A 20,698-nucleotide genomic window follows, 5' to 3' on the forward strand; every position below is an offset into this window, starting at 1 on the left:
ATGGAAAATCATAATGAACCACATATTGTACCCTTTAAGACCTACGGAATTATTTTGGCAGTATTAGTTGTATTGACCTTAATATCTGTCGCTGTTACTCAAATTGATTTAGCAAGTTTAACAGTGTTTACAGCTATTTTGCTGGCAACCATAAAATCCGGATTGGTATTGGTTTACTTTATGCACCTTAAGTTTGACAATAAGTTGTTGAAAGCATTGGTGTCAGCGGTGTTTATTCTTATTGCACTGGTGATGTTTGTAACATTTTTAGATTATAATTATCGATAAGATATGATAGACAAAACTACACAAGATGCCTCCACTTTTGTTTCACAGGTAGATTCTGCTTTCCTGTTTATTTTTGGCGTAGCGTTGCTTTTCCTTTTTGCGATTACAGCTGTTTTGGTGTACTATATTTTTCGATACAGAAAAAGTAAAAACCCTAAGGCAACTCATATTGAAGGAAGTACTAAACTTGAAATAATCTGGACCGTAATACCTACCATTTTGGTGTTGGTGATGTTTTCGTATGGATGGCAGGGATGGAAGTCACAAAAAGAGGTGCCTGATGATGCAATGCAAATAAAGGCTATTGCACGTATGTGGAGTTTTGCTTTTGAGTATGAGAATGGAATTGTAACAGATACTTTAATTGTACCTAAAGATAGACCAGTTAAGCTTGACCTGAAAGCTATGGATGTTATTCATAGTATGTATATTCCGGCTTTTAGAGTGAAGCAGGATATGGTTCCTGGAAAAGAATCATATATCTGGTTTGAGTCAGAAAGAGAAGGGAATTACGAGGTGTTTTGTGCAGAGTATTGTGGATTAAGGCACTCCTATATGATGTCGGCTGTTAAGGTAATTCCAGAAGTTGACTTTGATAAATGGATGGAAGAAAATACAGTTGCTATTGATGAAAACAATGAAGGAACCAATAAACGGTTGGCTGGTGTAAGCGTGCTACGAAAGTATGGATGTAATGCTTGTCATACAGTTGATGGAAGTAAATTGGTTGGACCTTCATATAAAGGAATACTTGGTAGTACCCGTACGGTGATTACTGATGGTGTAGAGAGAGAAGTATTTGGAGATGAAGAGTATATTCGCCGTTCAATAATGGATCCAAATGCTGATGTGGTTAAAGGCTATGATCAGGGGCTTATGTTATCTTATAAAGATCAGATTACAGAGCAGGAAATTAAGGACTTATTAGAGTATTTTCAATCATTATCTGAATAATGAGTTTGTCATTTCTTCATATCAAAACATTGGGTAAGCTCTCAATATCTTTGCCCGTTGCCCTTACTGCCTATACAGGTTATATCATTTACGATGAGTCTTTGTCTGTTTACGGATTATTAGTGGCGGTAGGAATATTTTTTTTATCTGCAGGGGCGTCATCATTAAATCAGATGCAGGAGCAAAAATTCGATGCATTAATGAGTCGGACAGCTAATCGCCCTCTTCCCTTAGGTGTTATAAATGGCTCATCCGCTTTTGTTATTACGTTTTTGTTTTTTTTGGTAGGGACATTTGCGCTTCTGCCGTTTGGAATTTGGACCGTTATTAGTGGTTGGATGGGAGTTCTTTGGTATAACCTTTTTTACACTCCTATGAAAAGATGGAGTGCATTCTCTGTATTTCCGGGGGCTGTTGTTGGCGCTATACCACCTGTGGCTGGTTGGATTGCTGCCGGTGGTTCAATATTGGATGTGCGTATTCACTTTCTGGCATTATTTTTCTTCCTGGGACAAATGCCACATTTCTGGTTGTTAGTATTAAAATATGGTGATCAGTATCGTAAAGCTGGTTTTCCGGTTATTACAGATGTGTTATCCGAAGAGCAAATAAACCGAATCAATTTGGTTTGGTTTCTGGCAACCTTTATTTCAGCAATGTTTCTGCCTTTTTTTAATGTGATTACTAATCGACCGGTAGTTTGGATTATAACTATATCAACTATTCTTATGATGGCATGGTCGGTTCGAATTACTCTGCAAGTACAAAAAGAAGGGCAGAGTCTTCATCTTAGAAAGATGTTTTTGTACTTCAACTCATTTTATTTATGGGTGATGATATTGATTTATGTAGATCAAATCTAGGATTTAATTATATACATCATGAGAAAAATTTTAAGTGTGCTATTTCTGATGGTTCTTGTTTTAGGAGCCTGTAACACTAAAAAGAGCGAACAAAAAGAAGATCAGCCTGTTTCTATAGAAAATGTTGGCAAGATTGAATTGAATGTGGAAGGTATGACCTGTGATGGTTGTGAAATGACCATTGAAAAAGGGTTGTTGACACTTGAAGGTGTTGCAGAGGTTAAAGCCGATCATGAAACAGGTAAAACGATTATTAAGGCTGATACTGTAAGAGTGAATAGGAAAGACCTGGTCAGAATTATTGAGAAAGTGGGATATAAAGCCAAAGAATAAGAAATAGTTTGACAATTAAAAGGTAGAGGGCGATGCATTGTGGTGGTGCGTCGCCTTTTATATTTATGGCCTGCAAATCGGAACTAATATATTTTTGGCAACCTTAATGACTACTTTAGGAAAGTAATTAAGTGTGATGTTTCAAATTTGGATGGTTCTTTTTTATCTTTTTTCAAATACGTATTTTAAAATTCGAAGTAGGGCATACATCCCTGTAAGGGTGAAAATGATTGTAGCTCCTGATGGCAGATCAAAGATATAGGCAAGTATCAGGCCTGAAATACTTCCTGTTAGGCTAATTACTACAGAGATGTATATAATAGATTTAAAGTTTTTAGAAAATAAATTGGCTGTTGATGGAGGAATGGTAAATAAGGAAAGTACAAGTATGATTCCCATTATTTTAATGGCCAATACAATTGATAAAGCAATAATTATTGAGATAATATAGCGTATTAATGTTGATTTGTAGCCAACTGTTTGTGCATAATCGCTATCAAAAGCAGTAAATAGTATTGGATGGTAAAATATCACTGTTAGAAGAATGATAATACAGGAAAGGATGGCCAGTAGGAATAGGTCTATCATTTTTACAGTTAGTATGTCACCAAATAAAAAACTCATTAGGTTGGGTGTATAGCCTGGAGTTAGAAAAACAAAAATGATTCCAATGGCCATACCTAATGACCAGATGATAGCAATGGCACTGTCTTCTCGTAGGCCTGCTTTTTTGCTGGTCCATTCTATACCCAAAGCCGATCCAATGGCAAAAACGGTCGCTCCCAGTATAGGTGATAACCCCAGAAAATAGGCAATTCCCATACCCCCAAATGAAGCATGTGTTATCCCTCCACTTATAAAAACGTTTCGTCTAGCCACAATATAGGTTCCTACAATACCTGCCATTAACGAAGTAAGTAATGCTGCCCATAATGCATTCTGAAAGAAGTTGAAAGATATTAACTCAATAAAATTATTCATGTTTATGGGTTTTTAGAACTCTGTGTGGAACAGTACCGTGACTAATAATTTCAATAGGACAGTTATAAGATTTTAGTACCTCGTTGGTTATTTTATTGGATTCGTGATAGTGTAATCCACCATTAACACACGCTATGGTTTTAACCATGGAAGAAATGGTTCCAACATCGTGAGAGACCAACAAAATAGCCATGTCTTTATTTAATTCACTCAACAGGTTATATAGGTTCTCTTCAAACGTTTTGTCAACATAGGTGTTGGGTTCATCTAGTATCAATAAATGAGGATTGCTTATGAGCGCTCTGCACAAGAATATTCTTTGCATTTGTCCTCCGGATAAGTCACCTATGGCTGTGTCTTTGTATTGATTCATTCCTACAAATTGAAGAAGTTCATCAATCTTTTGAGCGTTCTTTTTGTTAGAGCCTAACTTCCAGTTGTTGGCATGCCGACCAGAAAGGATTACTTCTTTTACAGATATCGGAAACTTTTTGTCGATGGTATTAATTTGCGGAAGATAGCCTATGCGTAAACCATCCTTTTTTACAACAGATCCTTGATAAGGTTCAATTAATTCCAAAAGCACTTTAAGAAGCGTTGTCTTACCTCCGCCATTGGGACCAATAATACCAACAAAATCGTTTGGGTTTACATTTAGGTTGACTTCTCTCAACACGGTTTTTCCCTCGTATCCGGCAGATATATTTTTAAGCTGAAGCAGGTTCGACATGTTAGTGTTTTTCGAGATGGGTTATAAAACGGTTCATTTCATCCAGCCAGTTCTCTGATAAAGGGTTTACCTGGACGGTTTGAGCATTAATTGCTTTGGCTATTGTTTCAGCGTTTGTTTTGTCAAATTCTTGCTGTATATAAATGGTTGAAATATTTTTGTCTAATGCTTCTTCAATGGTTTGTTTCATTCTGGCAGGAGTAGGTGTTTTTCCTTCAAATTCTATAGTCATTTGGTTAAAGTTATAAGCTTGAGCTAAATAACTGTAGGCTGGATGAAAAATCATAAACGTTAATCCAGGATTGTTTTTTTGTAGTTCAACTAACCTTTCATCCATCTTTGATATCTCACTAGCAAATGAAGAATAGTTGGTTTCAATCGTATTCTTATATTCAGGGAACAATTCTATTAATGCTGATTTAAGCGTGCTAATGATCATTAAAGCCTCCTTGGGTGAAGTCCAAGTATGGGGATCAGTTCCATGGCTGCATTCCTCATCATGATGGTGGTCATGTTCAGCTTGAATGGGAGCAATACCTTCAGACATATTGTACCAGATCATTTCTTTATTGGCTTCTCTTAACTTATCTTTCCAGGTATTTTCAAAGCTTAGATGCCCCATTAGAAAGTAGGCCTTAGAATTACTCAACTTTACCAATTGACTTGGTGTTGGAGAATAAGTGGCATGGCTTGCTCCGGCAGGTATCATAACATTCACTTCAAGTAAGGTGTCTGTTAGTTGCTCAATAAAAAATTTTTGTGGTGCTATACTAACTGTTACCGTTGGTTTGGTGGAGTGTTGTTTGCCTGATTGACATGCAAATAGTATAATCATTCCCAAAATGGGGAAGAAGAATTTCAAGTGTCTAAATTTCATTGGTTTATTTATTACATTTTTGACAGGTGCCCTCAATAATTGTGTTTTGAGTACTAACTCTAAATCCTTGAGGTAAATCGCAACAAGGGAGAGGTGTGTCAGGAAGACAAACTACTTTATCGCATTTAATACAATGAAAATGCGGATGGTCAGTGCTTTTGTTTTCTCTAATAAGTCTATACTTAGTAGATTGTTCATCTACCACTATTTTATGAATAAGTCCTTTATCTTCAAATAATTTTATGGTACGATAGATTGTTACCCTGTCCACATTGTCGTCCAACTGTTGTTCAATTTCCTTGGATGATAATGCCTCGTGGGCCTCAGCTAATATTTGAATCAGCTTAGTTCGTATCGAAGTACGACTTAAACCATGTTTTGCTAAGATATCTTCAGGTTTCATAATTGCAACTTTGTTGCAAAAGTATCACCTTAATTTAAATTCTGCAACATCGTTGCAAAGTTTAGCCATTCTTTTCAAACAGAGTGAAGACTTCTGTTGAATACGTTTTTGATATGGGAACTTCGATGACTGGTTGAATATCAAGTTTAATACGCAACCCTTCTTTACTCCTTTCAATCAGTTTTACTTTTTTAAAGTTCACCATATACGATCGATGGCATCTGATAACATCTAATGGGCGCAAGTACTCTTCCAGTTGCTTTAGAGTGTTGCGCAGAAGGAATTTTTCTTGCTTTTGATGATCATTATAATAAATGGTAACATAGTTATCTGCTCCTCTTAAATACAACAAGTCATCAAGTTTTAAGGTTAAGCGCATGGTTCCTTTTTCATCATTAAATATAACCATGCCCTTTTTTTCATTAGGAACATCAGTGTCAGCCTTCAGTTCTTCCAGTTTCTCTTTGTTGTCTTGCCAAGCAAAGTAAAGCCAAAGTGTAGAATAGGGTAGTAAAAGCACTAATGACGTATTCAAAATAGATACTTTGATGGCTTCTTCAAAAGGGCGTAAATCTTTTAATATAAGTAATTCATATAGGGTGTAAAAAAGAGACATACTTAATATCTCAATGGCAATCCATATCAAATATTTACCCAAAGAAATTTTAACATTCCTCTTTGATATTTGGTACATTATTATTCTACTTATTACTACTACTAATACCCCAGTAAGTATTACCAAACTTGAATAGAATAATAACTCAAGCTTGGAGATATTAAACCAGGTTGTAACACCAAATGGCGAGTAGATGTTAATAAAAACCAAGGCAAAGGCGGCCGTGAATAAAATCAGGCGAACTATGTTCTGTTTTTTTAATAAATATCCTGGTATGGGTTTACTGAAATCCATGCTCTTTTTTTAACAACGCATAAAAATAATAAATAATAATACGATGAGATTGGAATTATGCACTTAAATATACTTAAAATTTTAATCCCTCTATAGTGAATTTCACCCCTAAATAGCCATTTTAAGCCCTGTTTGCCCTTGCAAATCACATAAAATTGGATACTTAGCAATTCTTGTATTGGTTTGCATTGTCGATGCTTACAAACCACAAGAGCATCAGAAATAATTAACCGTAATTACCGAATGAACTACTCTTATCTATATCAGACTCTAAAGGCACAATATTCATCAGGAGCTGCCACACACTCTCCTGATGAACGTGCCCTTGGAATAAGTTTTGAGGAGTTTCATTCACATACCTATGGTTACTCTGTTGATTATGGGTTTAATTCTAATTTTGATATAGAGCAGTGGGAGCATAATCCGAATAATGATTTTTCGTATCCGGTTATCAACCCAAATAAAAAAAACGCAAAGGCCGATAGTTGTATTGTTATGCTACATGGTTTGAATGAGCGTAGTTGGGATAAATATTTACCTTGGGCATATACCCTGGCAGTTTATACCGGCAAGCCTGTTATTCTTTTTCCTATTGCATATCATATGAATCGTGCACCAAAAGAGTGGCGTGATCCACGAGTCATGAATCCTTTCGTTAAAGAGAGAAAATCAAATGATCCGTTGATAAGTCAGGCTAGTGTTGTGAATGTAGCATTAAGTTCAAGATTAACTAGCCGGCCTGAACGATTTCTTCTTTCAGGATACCAGGCGGCGAATGATTTAATGGAACTAACGGCAGTAATACAGTCCGGTAATCATCCATTGTTTCAGAGTAACACCAATATTGATTTGTTTACCTATTCGATAGGTACATTTTTAACACAAATATTGATGTTGGCACACGGTGATGAATATTTTTCTAATACGAGAATATTTAACTTCTGCGGAGGTAGTACGTTTGCAGATATGCATGGTACTTCGAAATATATTTTAGATAGTGCTGCGTTTAATAAGCTTCAATATTTCTATAATAATCAGATTTCGAATGAGGTTAAAAACAATTCATACTTATATGATGTTTTAAATCATACGGCATTGGGAGAGGCTTTTAAAAGTATGCTTTCGATGAATGGATTAAGAAAGGTGAAAGATAAGTACCTTTCATCAATAAAAGATAGGTTTACATCGGTTGTTCTTAAAAAAGATACTGTGATGAGGCCTGAAAATGTAAAAGAATCTTTAGCTGGAACTGATGTTGAAGAGTGGGATTTTAATTTTAATTATTCTCATGTCACACCATTTCCACTACTTACTAATAAATTGGTAACTCAGGTCAACGAGGCTTTTGACAAGTTGATGGTTAAAGCCGCTTTGCTTTTTACAATTTAATATCGGGATTGATCTGAAGAAAAAAAGGAGCTGACTTAACGAAGTCAGCTCCTTTTTTGCCATTATATTATCTACTAACCAAGTATTTCGGTTACTTGCTTAAATACATTGTCGCCTGTAAAGCCGAATTCTTTATCAAGAACAGTATAAGGGGCTGAATAACCAAAGTGATTTAGTCCCCAAACTTTGCCATTAGCGCCAACTAATCCTTCCAGTGTAACAGCTAAACCGGCTGTCATACCAAAGCGTTTTACATTGACTGGCAATATTTCATTCTGATAAGCCTCATCCTGAGTTCGGAAAAGTCCCTCGGAAATAACCGAAACCACATTAACCTTCAATCCTTTTTGATCGCGAAGTAATTTAGCTCCTTCAACTAAAGTACTTACTTCTGAACCTGATGCTAACAATACAATGTCAGGCTGATCGGCATCTTTTTCAACAATATAAGCTCCTTTTTTAGCTTGCAATGCTGTTTGGTAAGATCCATTTGGAAGCTGAGTAATGTTCTGACGAGATAGAATTAATGCAGTTGGTGTTTGAGTATTCTCCAAAGCCATCTGCCAGGCAACTGTAGTTTCATCGGCATCAGCAGGACGAACGACCAACATGCTGTTTTGCCCGTGATGGTTTTGTAACTTCTCCATCAAACGTATTTGCGCTTCCTGTTCTATTGGTTGGTGTGTAGGACCATCTTCCCCAACACGGAATGCATCGTGAGTCCAAACGTATTTAACAGGTAATTGCATTAATCCAGCCATACGAGCAGCCGGCTTCATGTAATCAGAGAATACAAAGAAAGTTCCGCAAACAGGAATTACACCACCATGAAGTGCCATACCATTAGCAACGGCTCCCATGGTTAACTCGGCAACTCCAATTTGAAGAAATGCTCCTGAGAAATCTCCTTTTTTAAAGATGGTTGTTTTCTTAAGAAATCCATCTGTTTTATCTGAGTTAGCTAAATCGGCCGACATCACAATCATATTTTCAACCTGATCGGCAAAGGCAGCTAATGCAGCAGCTGAGGCAGCACGTGTAGCTGAATTTGCTTTTTGCTCAATGGCTGCGTAATCAACTTCAGGAGCCTCACCAGATACATATTTGGCTAATTTTTCAGCTAATTCAGGGTTTGCTTTTTCCCACTCTGCTTGTTCTGCTTTTTTAGCAGCAGCCTCTTTAGCTTTCTCTTCATTAACTTTAGCATAGGCCTCAGCAACTTCAGGGAATATCTGGAATGGATTTTCAGGATCAGCACCCAGATTTTTTATTGAGTCAGCAAATGAAGCACCTGCCGCACTTAAAGGTTGCCCATGAGTAGAAACCATTTTTTCAAAAGAAGCACCATCTTCTTTTACAGCTCCTTTACCCATAATGGTTTTACCAATAATAAGGAATGGTTTTTCTGTTTCAGCGTTGGCAGCATCTAAAGCTTTTCGAATCTCATCATGGTCGTTGCCGTCAATGGTCATGGTTGCCCATCCCCAGGCTTCATATTTTGCAGCGGTATCCTCAATGGTAACATCGTTGGTTGTTGTTGATAACTGAATGTCGTTTGAATCATAGAACATTACCAGATTGCTAAGACCTAAATTACCAGCAATACGACCAGTACCTTGAGAAATTTCTTCCTGAATACCACCATCAGAAATGAAGGTATACGTTTTGTGACTCATCCATTCTCCGAAACGAGCAGTTAAGAAGCGTTCAGCAATGGCAGCACCCAAAGCCATGGTATGACCTTGGCCTAATGGGCCAGAGGTGTTTTCAACTCCACGTTCAACATCTACTTCAGGGTGTCCGGGAGTTGGACTTCCCCATTGTCTGAAGTTGGAAAGTTCTTCCATAGAATAAGTACCTGTCAATGCTAATATTGAATATAGCATAGGTGACATGTGACCAGGATCTAAGAAAAAACGATCGCGGTTAAACCATTTGCGGTCGCTTGGATCATAATTTAAATACTCAGAAAACAGCACATGAATAAAATCTGCTCCTCCCATGGCACCTCCGGGGTGTCCTGATTTGGCTTTTTCAACCATTGCTGCTGATAATACTCTGATGTTGTCAGCTGCTTTTTTCGAAATGTTTTTGTCCATTACAGTTTTAGATTAATGATTTCACCTTACCTTCAGGTAGATGGAACTTGCTGAAAAATGCTTCCTTATGAGAAAGGGAGCATTTTATCAGCTTGTTTCTAATGTTGAATTAACTAAACAACAATAGATCAGTCTTCAAACCGTTTGTAAAAATACATTTTTTTCAGAGTAACTTAAATTTTCAGAGGCTTGTTTTTGATTCTTTATGTATTTGGAAAAGTTTCACTTAAGGGATTCTGCATCTGACAAGCAAAAGATTAACTTTGTAAGCATAACTAAAGAATATGAAAATAATAGCTGACGATAAAATACCCTTCTTAAATGGGGTGTTTGAAAATATCTGTGAAATAAACTATCTGCCTGGTGCGCAAATTACAAATGAAGTTCTTAAAGATGCTGATGCATTAATCACACGTACACGCACCAAATGCAATCAAAATAGTCTGCAAGGAAGCTGTGTGAAAATGATTGCCTCTGCAACTATTGGCTTTGATCATATTGATACTAAGTATTGCGAGGATAACGATATAAAATGGACCAATGCACCTGGTTGTAATGCGGAATCGGTGAAACAATATATAGCATCCGTTTTTGGGATGCTGGTGATTGAAAAAGGATGGATTCTGAAGGGTAAAAAAATTGCAGTTGTTGGAGTTGGTAATGTGGGAAGCAGAATTGCAAAACTTTCAGAAGCGTTAGGTATGCATGTTTATAAAGTAGATCCACCCAGGGCACGAGCAGAAAAAGATGAGCAGTTTTATGAATTAAAAGAAATAGTTGGTGACATGGATATCGTTACTTTTCATACGCCACTAAACAAGGAAGGCGATGATAAGACCTATCATTTATGCAACGATGAACTACTTTCGATGATGAAAGAAACAACATTGGTAATTAATTCATCAAGAGGAGAAGTAATTGATGGCAATGCTCTGAAGAAAGCCTTAGCTGAAGAACAAATGGCTGCTGCAGTTTTGGATGTATGGGAAAAAGAGCCTGAAATTGATAAAGAGTTAATGAATAAGGTTTGGCTTGCAACTCCTCATATTGCCGGATATTCGTTAGATGGCAAAGCTAATGGAACCATGATGAGTGTTCAGGCTATTAGTCGTGAATTTAATTTAGGACTTGATGATTGGGAGCCAAATAATATACCTCTTCCTAAAAAGAATGCAATTGATATTGATTGCACTTTCTTAAGCGATGAGCAGGTACTAGCGAATACTTTTGTTCAAACTTACGCTATTAAGGAGGATGATATTAGGTTGCGGATGAAGACGAATGAGTTTGAAAAACAAAGAGGAAATTATCCGATTAGAAGAGAGTTTAAAGCCTTTGAAGTTAATCTTCACAAAGGTAATGATGAACAGATAAGTTTACTTAAATCGGTAGGATTCGAGAATGTTACCAGAACGTAAATAATTAAAAACTCCCCATACCTGGTTGGATGGGGAGTCAATCAGAAATCCAAATAATTACAACTTCACTCCAGTCAGATGTTTCTGAATAATAAATTCTTTCAATTGTTCTTTTAGTGTTGGGAAACCAATTTCCTGTAGATCGTAATGTACCCTTGTATTGGGTTTATTAATTTTAATAATTCTGTTCAAGTCAATTGGTGTACCAATTATTACAGAATCACATGGTACAGCATCAATCGTTGCCTGTAGGTCTTTAATCTGTTCATCGCCATAACCCATTGCAGGAAGTAGAGCTCCGATATTAGGATATGTTTTATATGTTTCAACTAATTTACCTTTAGCATAAGATCGTGGATCAATAATTTCTGAGGCACCGTATTTTTTAGCTGCCACTGTTCCGGCTCCAATCTTCATCTCACCATGTGTTAGAGTGGGGCCGTCTTCAATTACCAGTACTTTTTTCCCTTTTATAACTGAAATGTCATCTACCATAATTGGTGAAGCTCCATCAATAACCACAGCCTTAGGATTAGCCATTTCAATATTGGCTCTAAGTTGATTGATATTTTCAGGTGATGCGCTATCTATTTTGTTGATGATAATAATATCTGCCATTCGCAGATTAACCTCGCCCGGATAATAGCTTAATTCGTGGTTAACACGATGAGGATCTGTAACTGTTATCGAAAGATCTGGTTGATAGAAAGAAAAATCGTTGTTGCCACCATCCCATAAAATAACATCACATCCATCCGGATCATTTTCAGCCTCCTCAAGTATAGCCTCATAATCAACCCCTGAATAAATAACATTGCCACGAACAACATGTGGTTCGTATTCTTCCATTTCTTCAATGGTACATTTATGAAAGCTTAAATCTTCAATGCTGGCAAAGCGTTGTATTCGTTGTCGAACCAAATCACCATAAGGCATGGGATGACGAACGGCCACTACTCTGAGTCCTTCTTGCATTAATAGTTCAATAATCTTTCTTGAAGTCTGACTCTTGCCACATCCGGTGCGGGTTGCACAAACCGAAATAACAGGTTTGTTACTCTTTATCATGGTGTCATTGGGACCTAATAACATAAATGAAGCGCCTGCTGCATTTACCCGGGCCGATACTTCCATTACCCTTTTGTATGGCACGTCGCTGTATGAAAATACGCAGGTGTTAATTTCATATTCCTGAATCAATTTTTCCAGATCCTGTTCTGCATAAATAGGAATGCCGTCCGGATAATTTGGACCGGCTAATTCAGTAGGATACTTTCTTCCATCTATATCGGGTATTTGAGCCGCAGTAAAGGCAACCACCGAAAACTCGTTATTATGCCTGAAATAAGTGTTGAAGTTGTGGAAATCTCTTCCTGCAGCTCCGATAATAATGACTCGTTTCATACGCGTTGTTTTAGGATGAAGGGGCTATCCTCAAAAAATTATAGGGTATCTTTGGCGATAGCCCATACAATTTGTTAATTGGTTTGTTATACTACAGATCGGTGTTCAATCGTTCTGATTTCTTTAAAAGGTATATTAAATTTAAGGCTTATGTTATTAATATACACGTTTATTGAAGGTGTTAAGAAACAGGTTTTTAGTATTGGATATCGAATGTGGTTTTATTATCTTTAGTAGTTTTGTATGAATTTTTTGGCACACTTATATCTTTCCGGCGATAATCCTTTAATTCAAATAGGAAACTTTATTGGTGATCATGTAAAAGGACGTAATTATCTTAGGTATTCATCAGAAATACAACAAGGTATATTACTTCATAGAAAGATTGATTCATATACCGATACACATCCTCTTGTAAAGCAGAGTAGCAAACGTTTATATGAAAAGTATGGTCGTTATTCAGGCATTATAATAGATGTGTTTTACGATCATTATTTAGGGAAGAACTGGATGCTTTTTTCTGATGTCAAGTTGTCGAAATATGTTTCTCGGGTTCATAAAACCTTGTTAAGTAATTATTTTAAGTTGCCCAGGGAGGTTAAAAGTTTTCTTCCTTTTATGGTTAAAAGTCGTAGGTTGGAGACCTATGCTACGGTGGAAGGAATACATCGCAGCTTGCAGATTATGTCTAATTATTCTTCTTTACCAGCTCATGCCGATTGGGCAATAGAACAAATGCGCCAATTTGATAAGGAGTTTAATGAGGAATTTTTAGCCTTTTTTAATGAGGTGAAGCAAATGGCCGAACAAGAGTTGCTTAGGCTAGCGTAGCCTTCATCATTCGGGCTTTACCCTGTAAATCTTTTCGGCATTCAATGTCAATGTATCCCATATCTTTCAATAGATTAGTCATTTCTTGCTCTAAATATTCATTGATCTCGAAAAATAGAGAGCCTTTATTAACTAAAGCCTTTTTCCCCAGTTGAGCAATGGTTCGGTAAAAAATTAAAGGATCATTATCTTCTACAAATAGGGCCAGATGAGGTTCGTGCTTCAGAACATTGTCTTCCATCAGTTTTTTCTCGAGATTACGCACATACGGAGGATTGCTAACTATGCATGTAAATGGTAAATTAACTGATGAGCATTGCAATACATCCACCTTTTTAAAGTTAACATCAAGTTGCAGGTTTTTGCCATTCTGCCTTGCTATTTGTAATGCTTCATCAGAAATATCCCAGGCTTCCACATCAGAATCAGGCAGGTTATTTTTTAAAGCAAGAGGAATACATCCACTACCGGTGCCAATATCAAGAATGCGTGATTTATTTGTTTGTGAATCATTCAAAATCCAATGAACCAACTCTTCTGTTTCTGATCTTGGTATCAGTACGGCAGGAGAAACATTTAAAACCAAATCATAGAATTCAGTATGTCCCAAAATATATTGTAATGGTTCTGATTGAGCTAACCGTTTAATTATTTCTTCAAGCTTTGTTGCCTGATCTTCTTTTAAACAGTCATCATTCAAAAGAAGTAATTGTGTTGGTGTTACATTTAAAACATCCTGTAAAATCAGTTTGCTAAACTGAGTTATTTCGTGCTCAGGGTAAATGTTTTTGAGCCGGGTTGTTAGTAATGTCTTAAAATGTTGAATTCCTGAAAGAGCCATTTTTTGTATCTTGTGGCGCAAATGTACAAAACCGCAATGAATACACTTTCAATACACGAAAAATATATGCAACGTTGTTTGCAATTAGCCCAAATGGCCGAGGGACATACTTATTCAAACCCTTTGGTTGGAAGTGTAATTGTTCATGAAGGAAGGATCATTGGTGAGGGATATCATCGAAAAGCAGGAGAGCCTCATGCAGAGGTGAATGCAGTTGCTTCGGTAAAAGATAAATCGTTATTATCTGGATCTACTTTATATGTTAATTTAGAACCATGTGCACATTACGGTAAAACACCTCCCTGTTCCAAGTTGATTATTGATAATAAAATACCTCATGTAGTTATAGGTTGTATCGATGATTTCTCGGAAGTAGCAGGTAAGGGAGTAGAAATGATGGAAAAGGCGGGTGTGAAGGTCGAATATGGAATCCTGGAAAAAGAAAGCCGTGAGTTAAACCGGCGATTTTTCACCTTTCATAATAAAAAAAGACCCTATGTTATCTTAAAGTGGGCACAGACCTTAGATGGATTTCTGGATATTGACAGGGATAGTAGCTTGTTTGGTCAGCCTACCTGGATTACCAATGCCTGGGCACGCAGGGCTGTGCATAAGCAGCGAAGAACAGAACAAGCTATTTTGGTAGGAACCTATACCGCATTGAAAGATAACCCTTCTTTAACAGTTAGAGATTGGGTTGGTCCACAACCTTTACGAATTGTAATTGACAGAAAGTGTCAGCTTACTTCAGAATATCATTTAATGGATAACTCTTGTCCAACTATTGTTATCAATAGCCTGAAGGATGATAAGGGGTGGTTGATTGAATTTATAAAAGCAGATTTTGATCAGAATCTACCTGAACAAATATTGCAAATACTTTGGGAGAAAGGAATTCAATCAGTTATTATAGAAGGTGGACATGCAACATTAGATTCATTTATTATGCATAACCTTTGGGACGAGGCGCACAAATACATTGGAAATACCTTTTTTGAAAGCGGAGTAAAAGCTCCGGTGGTGCATGGAAAAATTGTTGAACAGAGCGTTTTTGGTGATAGTCGCCTGTTTGTGTATCGCAATAATATTGTATTTTAGCTTTCCATAATTCAATATCTAATTCGAATCTATATTTTATATGGATTTTATCGACTCCATATCGCCAACACTAATTACCATTGTAAAAGTTGCTTACTTTTTCTCAATGCTGGTGATTATTGTTTTAATTATGCAAGAAAACCGAAGCCCGTTAAAGGCTATTTCGTGGATGTTGGTTTTGCTATTACTCCCTGGATTAGGAATTATCTTTTACATTTTTTTTGGTCAGAATCTTAGAAAAGAAAAAATAATTGCCCGTAAAGGGTTAAAGAATCATGATCTGATCACTGCCATTGCACATTCACAAAGTCATAAACTGGCAGAAGGTGAAATGAATGAACATCCTGAGTTGGGAACCAATATGAGGTTGGTGCAGTTACTTCTGAATAATTCATCATCGATTGTTACTATCGGTAATAGAGTTAAAGTTCTGAATAATGGGCGTCAAACATTTGATGCTATTATTGATGCATTAAAAAAGGCTGAAAAATTTATCCATCTGGAGTTTTATATTTTTGATTTAGATAACATTGGTAATCAGATATTACAAATTCTAAAAGATAAAGCTAAGGCGGGTGTTGAGGTCAGGTTTCTGGTTGATGACGTGGGAAGTTGGGAGTTGAAGAAAGATTTCTTTGAGAAACTGAAGAAAGATGGAATTGAAGCTTATAGCTTTTTGCAGGTTCGATTTCCAACCTTTACTGCAAAGGTAAATTACCGAAACCATCGAAAGATAGTGGTTGTGGATGGGGAAATAGGATTTGTGGGAGGTTTGAATGTGGCCGATCGGTATATTGAAGGTAGTCCCAATTATGGCATTTGGCGGGATATGCATCTGCAGGTGCAAGGTGATGCGGTAAATGCTTTACAATCTGTGTTTCTGATTGATTGGTTTTTTGTGAGTCAGAAAGATATTGCTGAGCAGTATTATTTTCCTCCTAAGGAGCCCATTGGAGATAAGGTGATGCAAGTTGTAGCGAGTGGTCCTGATACTGATTGGCCGGGTATTATGATGGGATTGTATCAGGCAATTTCATTGGCTCAGAAGTATGTGTACATAACAACACCTTATTTTATGCCCACCGAAAGTGTGTTACTTGCTTTAAAAGCTGCAGCTTTAGGTGGAGTAGACGTTCGCATATTAATTCCTGAAAAGAGTGATGCCTATTTCACTGCTTTGTGTACCAAATCGTATATCAAAGAAATGATCGAGTCCGAGGTCAAATTCTATTTTTATCAACCCGGATTTTTACATAGTAAAATGTTGGTGATAGATGATGAGATTTGTATTATTGGTACTGCAAATATGGATTTTAGGAGTTTTGAACAAAACTTTGAGGTCAATGCCTTTATCTACAATCAAGATACAGCTAAAGAAGTGAGGGAGTATTTTATGGAAGATTTAATGGAATCGCATAAAGTAATTCTGGAACAGTGGCGTAAGCGACCATTGTGGGCAAAAACCAAAGAGTCATTTGCCCGTTTGTTTAGTCCCTTATTATAAGGTTGATTTTACTGCGCCACCTTCAAGTGCATAAACCTGACCAGTTACAAATTCTGCCATAGGAGATAATAACCAAGAGGCCAAGCTGCCTAGATGCATGGGATTACCAAATTGTTTTGCAGGAATAGACTCCAGAAAGCCTTGTTTCACAATCTCAAAGTCTTCACCTGTTATTTGACTTTTCTTTTCAATTAAACGGTTAATGGCTGAAGTATCATGCGACCCAGGTGCAATCATATTAAAATTGATATTCTGGCCACTTACTTCCTGAGATATGGTTTTCATCATTCCAACCACCGAGAGGCGCAAGGAAGTACTCAAAACCAGATTTTCAATGGGTTGTTTTACCGATGAACTCTCAATAAAAACAAATCTACCATACTGCTTGCTTTTAAAATGAGGCAGTAATTTGTGCGTTAACTCAACTTTCCAGCGAAGTAAGTTTCGGTAGGCCTCATCCCAATCCGATAAACGGGTTTCTTCAAAAGACATGGCCGGTGGTCCTCCGGCATTCATCAATACACCATCAATATTTTGCTGTTTAGCTAAGGTAACTGCTGCATTGATGGTTTCTGATGAGGTGATATTCCCAGCTAATGGGATAAATGACTTTTTATACTTTTTTTGAAGCTCAAATAAACCTTCCTGTTTGCGTGCAACTCCAATAACCTTTGCTCCTTCTTTAATTAAAGCTTCTGTCGTAGCTTTCCCGAAGCCAGCTGTACATCCTCCAACAAGAAACGTTTGATTTTTTATTCCAAGATCCATTCTGAAAACTTTCCTTTAACTACAATTAATAGCCGTATAAAGTTTTCAGAAACTAATTGATTATTGGGTTAGTTGATGAAATAATCCTTCTAACCCAAGCTCTTTTCGGGTCATGCCTAAAATGATCAGTTGATTATTTACAGCAAATTGAAATATAGCTGGTCGTACATCTTTTTTTGGATCCGATTTTATTTGGTAATGGTTTACTGCAATTTGTTCAACAAGTTTAATTCCTTCTATTTTTTCAAGGTCGGATGTGTTACATTCCTTATCTAATTCAACCTGAATAATAACTTCAGTTTCACCTTTCAACTCATTGAGTTCAGATGCCGGCGAATCAGCTACAATTTTACCTCTGTTCAATATGATTACACGCTCGCATATTGCTTCAACTTCCTGCATAATATGCGTACTCAACATTACTGTTTTTTCCTTACCAATATTGGTGATGAGGTTTCGAATTTCCAGAATCTGATTAGGATCCAATCCTGTTGTAGGTTCATCCAGAATTAATACTTCAGGATCATGAATTAATGCCTGAGCCAGTCCCACTCTCTGTCGATAGCCTTTTGACAAACTGCCAATTACCTTATGTTGTTCTCTTTCCAAACCAGTCAAGGTAATCATCTCCTCAACTTTTTGTTTGATGTTTGGCAATTTATATATTCCACCTACCATTTGAAGGTATTCCTTTACATACATATCGAGGTACAAAGGATTGTGCTCAGGTAAATAACCAATTTTACGTCGATATTCTTTTGTGATATCAGAATTGCTATGACCACAAACATCAACACTGCCTTCCGATTGTGTTAATAAGCCGGTAATGATCTTCATCATGGTTGATTTTCCTGCACCGTTAGGCCCTAAAAAACCAACAATTTCACCGCTTTTTATATCGAATGAAACCTGGTCTAAAGCCTTTTGCTGACCAAATTTTTTCTCAATACCTTTAACTACTATCGACATACTTTGTTATTTATGGGCAATAAAGTTATAAAAAAGTAACAAGCATCATTAAGCAATGCTAATTGCTTTGTATTACTTTTGTTTTGCTTTTAATTAATGAGATAAAATATCAATCATGTTGGAAGAACCATTATACTGCGAAGATCTGTTTAATTACCGTAGAAATACAACACTTGAAGTGAGAGTTGGAAATACCACCATTGGAGGAAATGCTTCCATACGTATTCAATCGATGACAACAACCAACACCATGGATACAGAAGCTACGGCTGAACAAGTGATGAGTATTTTGGATGAAGGAGCGGATATTGTTAGAATTACAACGCAAGGAAGGCGTGAAGCTTATAATCTTGAAAATATCAAACAGATTATAGGCGATAAAGGTTATAAGGCTCCTATTGTGGCTGATATTCATTTTAATCCTAATGCTGCTGAGATAGCAGCAGAAAAGGTGGAAAAGGTGCGTATTAATCCTGGAAATTTTGCCGGAGGAGCTAAAAAATTCAACCTGATTGATTATACCGACGAAGAATATGCAAAGGAGTTGGCGGGAGCAAAGTCAAAATTAAAACCCTTCCTCAGTATTTGTAAAGAAAACAATACAGCCATCAGAATAGGAACCAATCATGGGTCCTTGTCCGACCGAATAATGAGTCGTTTCGGAGATACCCCACAAGGTATGGTTGAATCATGTTTAGAATACCTTCGGATGTGTCGCGAGTTAGATTTTAACGATATTGTTTTAAGTATCAAAGCCAGCAATACGCGCATTATGGTGCATACGGTTCGTTTGTTGGTAGCCAGTATGAAGAAAGAAAACATGAACTATCCTCTTCATTTAGGGGTGACAGAGGCAGGAAGTGAGGATGAAGGAAGGATAAAGTCAGCTGTTGGGTCTGGTGCTTTACTTGCTGATGGTTTGGGAGATACCATTCGGGTTTCATTAACCGAAGATCCAGAGAAAGAGGTGCCGGTTGCTAAAAAGCTGGTTGATTATATTACTAATAGAGTAGGACATGAAATCATACCTTCTGTAAAAGTGAGTTCCTATACACCTTTTGAATACAATAAGCGAAAGACGCATTCTGTATTAAATATTGGTGATGAGAATATTGCGATTGTAATAGGAGAAAAGGATAATGAGCAGAAAGTTGATTATTTGTTAATTGATAATATTAATGAAATAGATCAGTCGCGCTCTTTCATTATTCCATTTTCGAAGTGGACAGAGGATTTGGGTAATCAGGTTTACCCAATGATGGCAGTTTCTGAATTTATAGACAACAGTAACTTAAATGTTCCTCTTTTTGTAAGGTTATCGTTACCTGAATTAAATGATTCTGTGATTGAGAAGCTGAAGCAAAATAAAAATGTGGTGATTATGGTGTATTCAAACCATAAGAACATCCCGGTTGAGCAACGAGCATTGATTTTTAAGCTCGATACTCTTGGATTGACTCATCCCATTATTATTTCAAATGATTACAGTGAGAATGAACTGGAAGACTTGCAAATTAAATCTGCAGCAGACTGCGGTTTGTTGTTAATTGATGGCTTTGCAGATGGTTTGTTAATCAGGAATAAAGGAGCAGTTGAACAGATGGAGTTAACTAATATTGCATTTGGTATTTTGCAGGCTTCGCGTGTACGATTTACCAAAACCGAATTTATCTCATGCCCTGGTTGTGGTCGTACCCTATTCTCATTGCAGGATACAACTAAAATGATTAAAAGTAAGACCTCGCATTTAAAAGGATTGAAAATTGGAGTGATGGGTTGTATTGTTAACGGTGTAGGAGAAATGGCTGATGCTGACTATGGATATATTGGATCGGGACCCGGAACGGTTAGTTTATTCAAAAATCGTGAGTTGGTTAAGAGAAATTTGCCTGGTGAAAAAGCTGTTGATGAGTTAATAAAATTGATAAAAGAAAACGGAGACTGGGTGGATCCCAAAGGGTGAAAAAAACATTTTGTCAAAAAAAGAACATAGATCATGGATTTTTTACCTGTTCTGAGAATGAAAATTTTGCATTGG

At 36.9% G+C, this 20,698-nt stretch carries 20 protein-coding genes; 10 read left to right on the forward strand and 10 right to left on the reverse strand.

The genetic code is table 11. The annotated features are described in order from the left end of the window. From KEM10_RS01295 to KEM10_RS01310, 4 genes are read left to right on the forward strand one after another with little or no spacing between them, the layout of a single operon-like run. Nucleotides 1–288, forward strand: a complete 288-nt coding sequence (locus tag KEM10_RS01295; protein ID WP_212212443.1) for a cytochrome C oxidase subunit IV family protein — start codon at nucleotides 1–3, stop codon at nucleotides 286–288. 3 nt (nucleotides 289–291) lie between these two features. Then, nucleotides 292–1,242, forward strand: coding sequence for a cytochrome c oxidase subunit II (gene coxB / locus KEM10_RS01300; protein WP_212212445.1), 951 nt, complete (start codon nucleotides 292–294; stop codon nucleotides 1,240–1,242). Then, on the forward strand, nucleotides 1,242–2,105 hold the full coding sequence (locus KEM10_RS01305; RefSeq protein ID WP_212212447.1) for a protoheme IX farnesyltransferase: 864 nt from the start codon (nucleotides 1,242–1,244) through the stop codon (nucleotides 2,103–2,105). The genes coxB and KEM10_RS01305 overlap by 1 nt, the downstream gene beginning before the upstream one ends. An 18-nt stretch (nucleotides 2,106–2,123) precedes the next feature. Beyond that, entirely contained in the window at nucleotides 2,124–2,438 is a 315-nt protein-coding gene (locus tag KEM10_RS01310) for a cation transporter (RefSeq protein ID WP_212212449.1), read from the forward strand. Nucleotides 2,439–2,600: 162 nt separating this feature from the next. Here KEM10_RS01310 and KEM10_RS01315 read toward each other — a convergent pair whose 3' ends face one another. From KEM10_RS01315 to KEM10_RS01335, 5 genes are all read right to left on the reverse strand, one after another. Beyond that, the gene (locus tag KEM10_RS01315; RefSeq protein WP_212212451.1) at nucleotides 2,601–3,419 is read right to left on the reverse strand and encodes a metal ABC transporter permease; all 819 of its coding nucleotides are present in this window, start codon (nucleotides 3,417–3,419) and stop codon (nucleotides 2,601–2,603) included. Continuing rightward, nucleotides 3,412–4,149: a metal ABC transporter ATP-binding protein gene (locus tag KEM10_RS01320; RefSeq protein ID WP_212212453.1), complete on the reverse strand. Its 738-nt coding sequence runs from the start codon at nucleotides 4,147–4,149 to the stop codon at nucleotides 3,412–3,414. The genes KEM10_RS01315 and KEM10_RS01320 overlap by 8 nt, the downstream gene beginning before the upstream one ends. A 1-nt stretch (nucleotide 4,150) precedes the next feature. Next, on the reverse strand, nucleotides 4,151–5,026 hold the full coding sequence (locus KEM10_RS01325) for a metal ABC transporter solute-binding protein, Zn/Mn family (RefSeq protein WP_212212455.1): 876 nt from the start codon (nucleotides 5,024–5,026) through the stop codon (nucleotides 4,151–4,153). Between the two features lie 4 nt (nucleotides 5,027–5,030). Then, nucleotides 5,031–5,429: a Fur family transcriptional regulator gene (locus KEM10_RS01330; RefSeq protein WP_212212457.1), complete on the reverse strand. Its 399-nt coding sequence runs from the start codon at nucleotides 5,427–5,429 to the stop codon at nucleotides 5,031–5,033. 61 nt (nucleotides 5,430–5,490) lie between these two features. Next, nucleotides 5,491–6,339 (reverse strand): LytR/AlgR family response regulator transcription factor, encoded by an 849-nt coding sequence (locus KEM10_RS01335; RefSeq protein WP_212212460.1) that lies wholly within the window; start codon nucleotides 6,337–6,339, stop codon nucleotides 5,491–5,493. A gap of 243 nt (nucleotides 6,340–6,582) precedes the next feature. Here KEM10_RS01335 and KEM10_RS01340 point away from each other — a divergent pair, with 243 nt between their 5' ends. Continuing rightward, a complete protein-coding gene (locus KEM10_RS01340) occupies nucleotides 6,583–7,728 on the forward strand; it encodes a DUF6051 family protein (protein ID WP_212212463.1) in 1,146 nt (381 codons plus the stop codon). Between the two features lie 74 nt (nucleotides 7,729–7,802). Here the strand turns inward: KEM10_RS01340 and KEM10_RS01345 are convergent, their stop codons facing one another. After that, nucleotides 7,803–9,827 carry a transketolase family protein gene (locus KEM10_RS01345; protein WP_212212466.1) on the reverse strand — a complete coding sequence of 675 codons (2,025 nt, stop codon included), beginning with the start codon at nucleotides 9,825–9,827 and terminating at the stop codon, nucleotides 7,803–7,805. Between the two features lie 284 nt (nucleotides 9,828–10,111). On the opposite strand from KEM10_RS01345, the gene KEM10_RS01350 reads away from it, so the two are divergent. Then, a complete protein-coding gene (locus KEM10_RS01350) occupies nucleotides 10,112–11,245 on the forward strand; it encodes a 4-phosphoerythronate dehydrogenase (RefSeq protein WP_212212469.1) in 1,134 nt (377 codons plus the stop codon). A 57-nt stretch (nucleotides 11,246–11,302) separates the two neighbouring features. Here the strand turns inward: KEM10_RS01350 and KEM10_RS01355 are convergent, their stop codons facing one another. Beyond that, entirely contained in the window at nucleotides 11,303–12,649 is a 1,347-nt protein-coding gene (locus KEM10_RS01355; RefSeq protein WP_212212472.1) for a cyclic 2,3-diphosphoglycerate synthase, read from the reverse strand. A gap of 243 nt (nucleotides 12,650–12,892) precedes the next feature. Here KEM10_RS01355 and KEM10_RS01360 point away from each other — a divergent pair, with 243 nt between their 5' ends. Then, nucleotides 12,893–13,480 (forward strand): acyl carrier protein phosphodiesterase, encoded by a 588-nt coding sequence (locus tag KEM10_RS01360; protein ID WP_212212475.1) that lies wholly within the window; start codon nucleotides 12,893–12,895, stop codon nucleotides 13,478–13,480. Here the strand turns inward: KEM10_RS01360 and prmC are convergent. Beyond that, complete coding sequence (gene prmC, locus KEM10_RS01365; protein WP_212212477.1) at nucleotides 13,467–14,321, reverse strand: peptide chain release factor N(5)-glutamine methyltransferase; 855 nt, start codon at nucleotides 14,319–14,321, stop codon at nucleotides 13,467–13,469. The two genes, KEM10_RS01360 and prmC, sit on opposite strands and share 14 nt — an antisense overlap. 36 nt (nucleotides 14,322–14,357) lie before the next feature. Here prmC and ribD point away from each other — a divergent pair, with 36 nt between their 5' ends. Both ribD and cls read left to right on the forward strand, forming a co-directional pair. Then, nucleotides 14,358–15,419, forward strand: coding sequence for a bifunctional diaminohydroxyphosphoribosylaminopyrimidine deaminase/5-amino-6-(5-phosphoribosylamino)uracil reductase RibD (gene ribD / locus KEM10_RS01370; RefSeq protein WP_212212481.1), 1,062 nt, complete (start codon nucleotides 14,358–14,360; stop codon nucleotides 15,417–15,419). Between the two features lie 40 nt (nucleotides 15,420–15,459). Then, the gene (cls, locus tag KEM10_RS01375; RefSeq protein ID WP_212212484.1) at nucleotides 15,460–16,923 is read left to right on the forward strand and encodes a cardiolipin synthase; all 1,464 of its coding nucleotides are present in this window, start codon (nucleotides 15,460–15,462) and stop codon (nucleotides 16,921–16,923) included. Here cls and KEM10_RS01380 read toward each other — a convergent pair. Further along, entirely contained in the window at nucleotides 16,918–17,691 is a 774-nt protein-coding gene (locus KEM10_RS01380; protein ID WP_212212487.1) for an SDR family oxidoreductase, read from the reverse strand. The genes cls and KEM10_RS01380 overlap by 6 nt on opposite strands. Nucleotides 17,692–17,751: 60 nt before the next feature. Then, complete coding sequence (gldA, locus tag KEM10_RS01385; RefSeq protein WP_212212490.1) at nucleotides 17,752–18,660, reverse strand: gliding motility-associated ABC transporter ATP-binding subunit GldA; 909 nt, start codon at nucleotides 18,658–18,660, stop codon at nucleotides 17,752–17,754. Between the two features lie 115 nt (nucleotides 18,661–18,775). On the opposite strand from gldA, the gene ispG reads away from it, so the two are divergent. Continuing rightward, nucleotides 18,776–20,623: a (E)-4-hydroxy-3-methylbut-2-enyl-diphosphate synthase gene (gene ispG, locus KEM10_RS01390; protein ID WP_212212493.1), complete on the forward strand. Its 1,848-nt coding sequence runs from the start codon at nucleotides 18,776–18,778 to the stop codon at nucleotides 20,621–20,623. The last annotated feature ends 75 nt before the right edge of the window (nucleotides 20,624–20,698 follow it).

The sequence above is a fragment of the Carboxylicivirga linearis genome, assembly GCF_018271995.1.
Taxonomy (GTDB): domain Bacteria; phylum Bacteroidota; class Bacteroidia; order Bacteroidales; family Marinilabiliaceae; genus Carboxylicivirga; species Carboxylicivirga linearis.

Coding starts and splice junctions, on each gene's coding strand:
- prmC (WP_212212477.1), bottom strand. CDS start 14,321: ATGGCTCTTTCAGGAATTCAACATTTTAAGACATTACTAACAACCCGG.
- KEM10_RS01320 (WP_212212453.1), bottom strand. CDS start 4,149: ATGTCGAACCTGCTTCAGCTTAAAAATATATCTGCCGGATACGAGGGA.
- KEM10_RS01340 (WP_212212463.1), top strand. CDS start 6,583: ATGAACTACTCTTATCTATATCAGACTCTAAAGGCACAATATTCATCA.
- KEM10_RS01310 (WP_212212449.1), top strand. CDS start 2,124: ATGAGAAAAATTTTAAGTGTGCTATTTCTGATGGTTCTTGTTTTAGGA.
- KEM10_RS01360 (WP_212212475.1), top strand. CDS start 12,893: ATGAATTTTTTGGCACACTTATATCTTTCCGGCGATAATCCTTTAATT.
- gldA (WP_212212490.1), bottom strand. CDS start 18,660: ATGTCGATAGTAGTTAAAGGTATTGAGAAAAAATTTGGTCAGCAAAAG.
- KEM10_RS01330 (WP_212212457.1), bottom strand. CDS start 5,429: ATGAAACCTGAAGATATCTTAGCAAAACATGGTTTAAGTCGTACTTCG.
- ribD (WP_212212481.1), top strand. CDS start 14,358: ATGAATACACTTTCAATACACGAAAAATATATGCAACGTTGTTTGCAA.
- KEM10_RS01355 (WP_212212472.1), bottom strand. CDS start 12,649: ATGAAACGAGTCATTATTATCGGAGCTGCAGGAAGAGATTTCCACAAC.
- KEM10_RS01335 (WP_212212460.1), bottom strand. CDS start 6,339: ATGGATTTCAGTAAACCCATACCAGGATATTTATTAAAAAAACAGAAC.
- ispG (WP_212212493.1), top strand. CDS start 18,776: ATGTTGGAAGAACCATTATACTGCGAAGATCTGTTTAATTACCGTAGA.
- cls (WP_212212484.1), top strand. CDS start 15,460: ATGGATTTTATCGACTCCATATCGCCAACACTAATTACCATTGTAAAA.
- KEM10_RS01350 (WP_212212469.1), top strand. CDS start 10,112: ATGAAAATAATAGCTGACGATAAAATACCCTTCTTAAATGGGGTGTTT.
- KEM10_RS01295 (WP_212212443.1), top strand. CDS start 1: ATGGAAAATCATAATGAACCACATATTGTACCCTTTAAGACCTACGGA.
- KEM10_RS01380 (WP_212212487.1), bottom strand. CDS start 17,691: ATGGATCTTGGAATAAAAAATCAAACGTTTCTTGTTGGAGGATGTACA.
- KEM10_RS01305 (WP_212212447.1), top strand. CDS start 1,242: ATGAGTTTGTCATTTCTTCATATCAAAACATTGGGTAAGCTCTCAATA.
- coxB (WP_212212445.1), top strand. CDS start 292: ATGATAGACAAAACTACACAAGATGCCTCCACTTTTGTTTCACAGGTA.
- KEM10_RS01315 (WP_212212451.1), bottom strand. CDS start 3,419: ATGAATAATTTTATTGAGTTAATATCTTTCAACTTCTTTCAGAATGCA.
- KEM10_RS01325 (WP_212212455.1), bottom strand. CDS start 5,026: ATGAAATTTAGACACTTGAAATTCTTCTTCCCCATTTTGGGAATGATT.
- KEM10_RS01345 (WP_212212466.1), bottom strand. CDS start 9,827: ATGGACAAAAACATTTCGAAAAAAGCAGCTGACAACATCAGAGTATTA.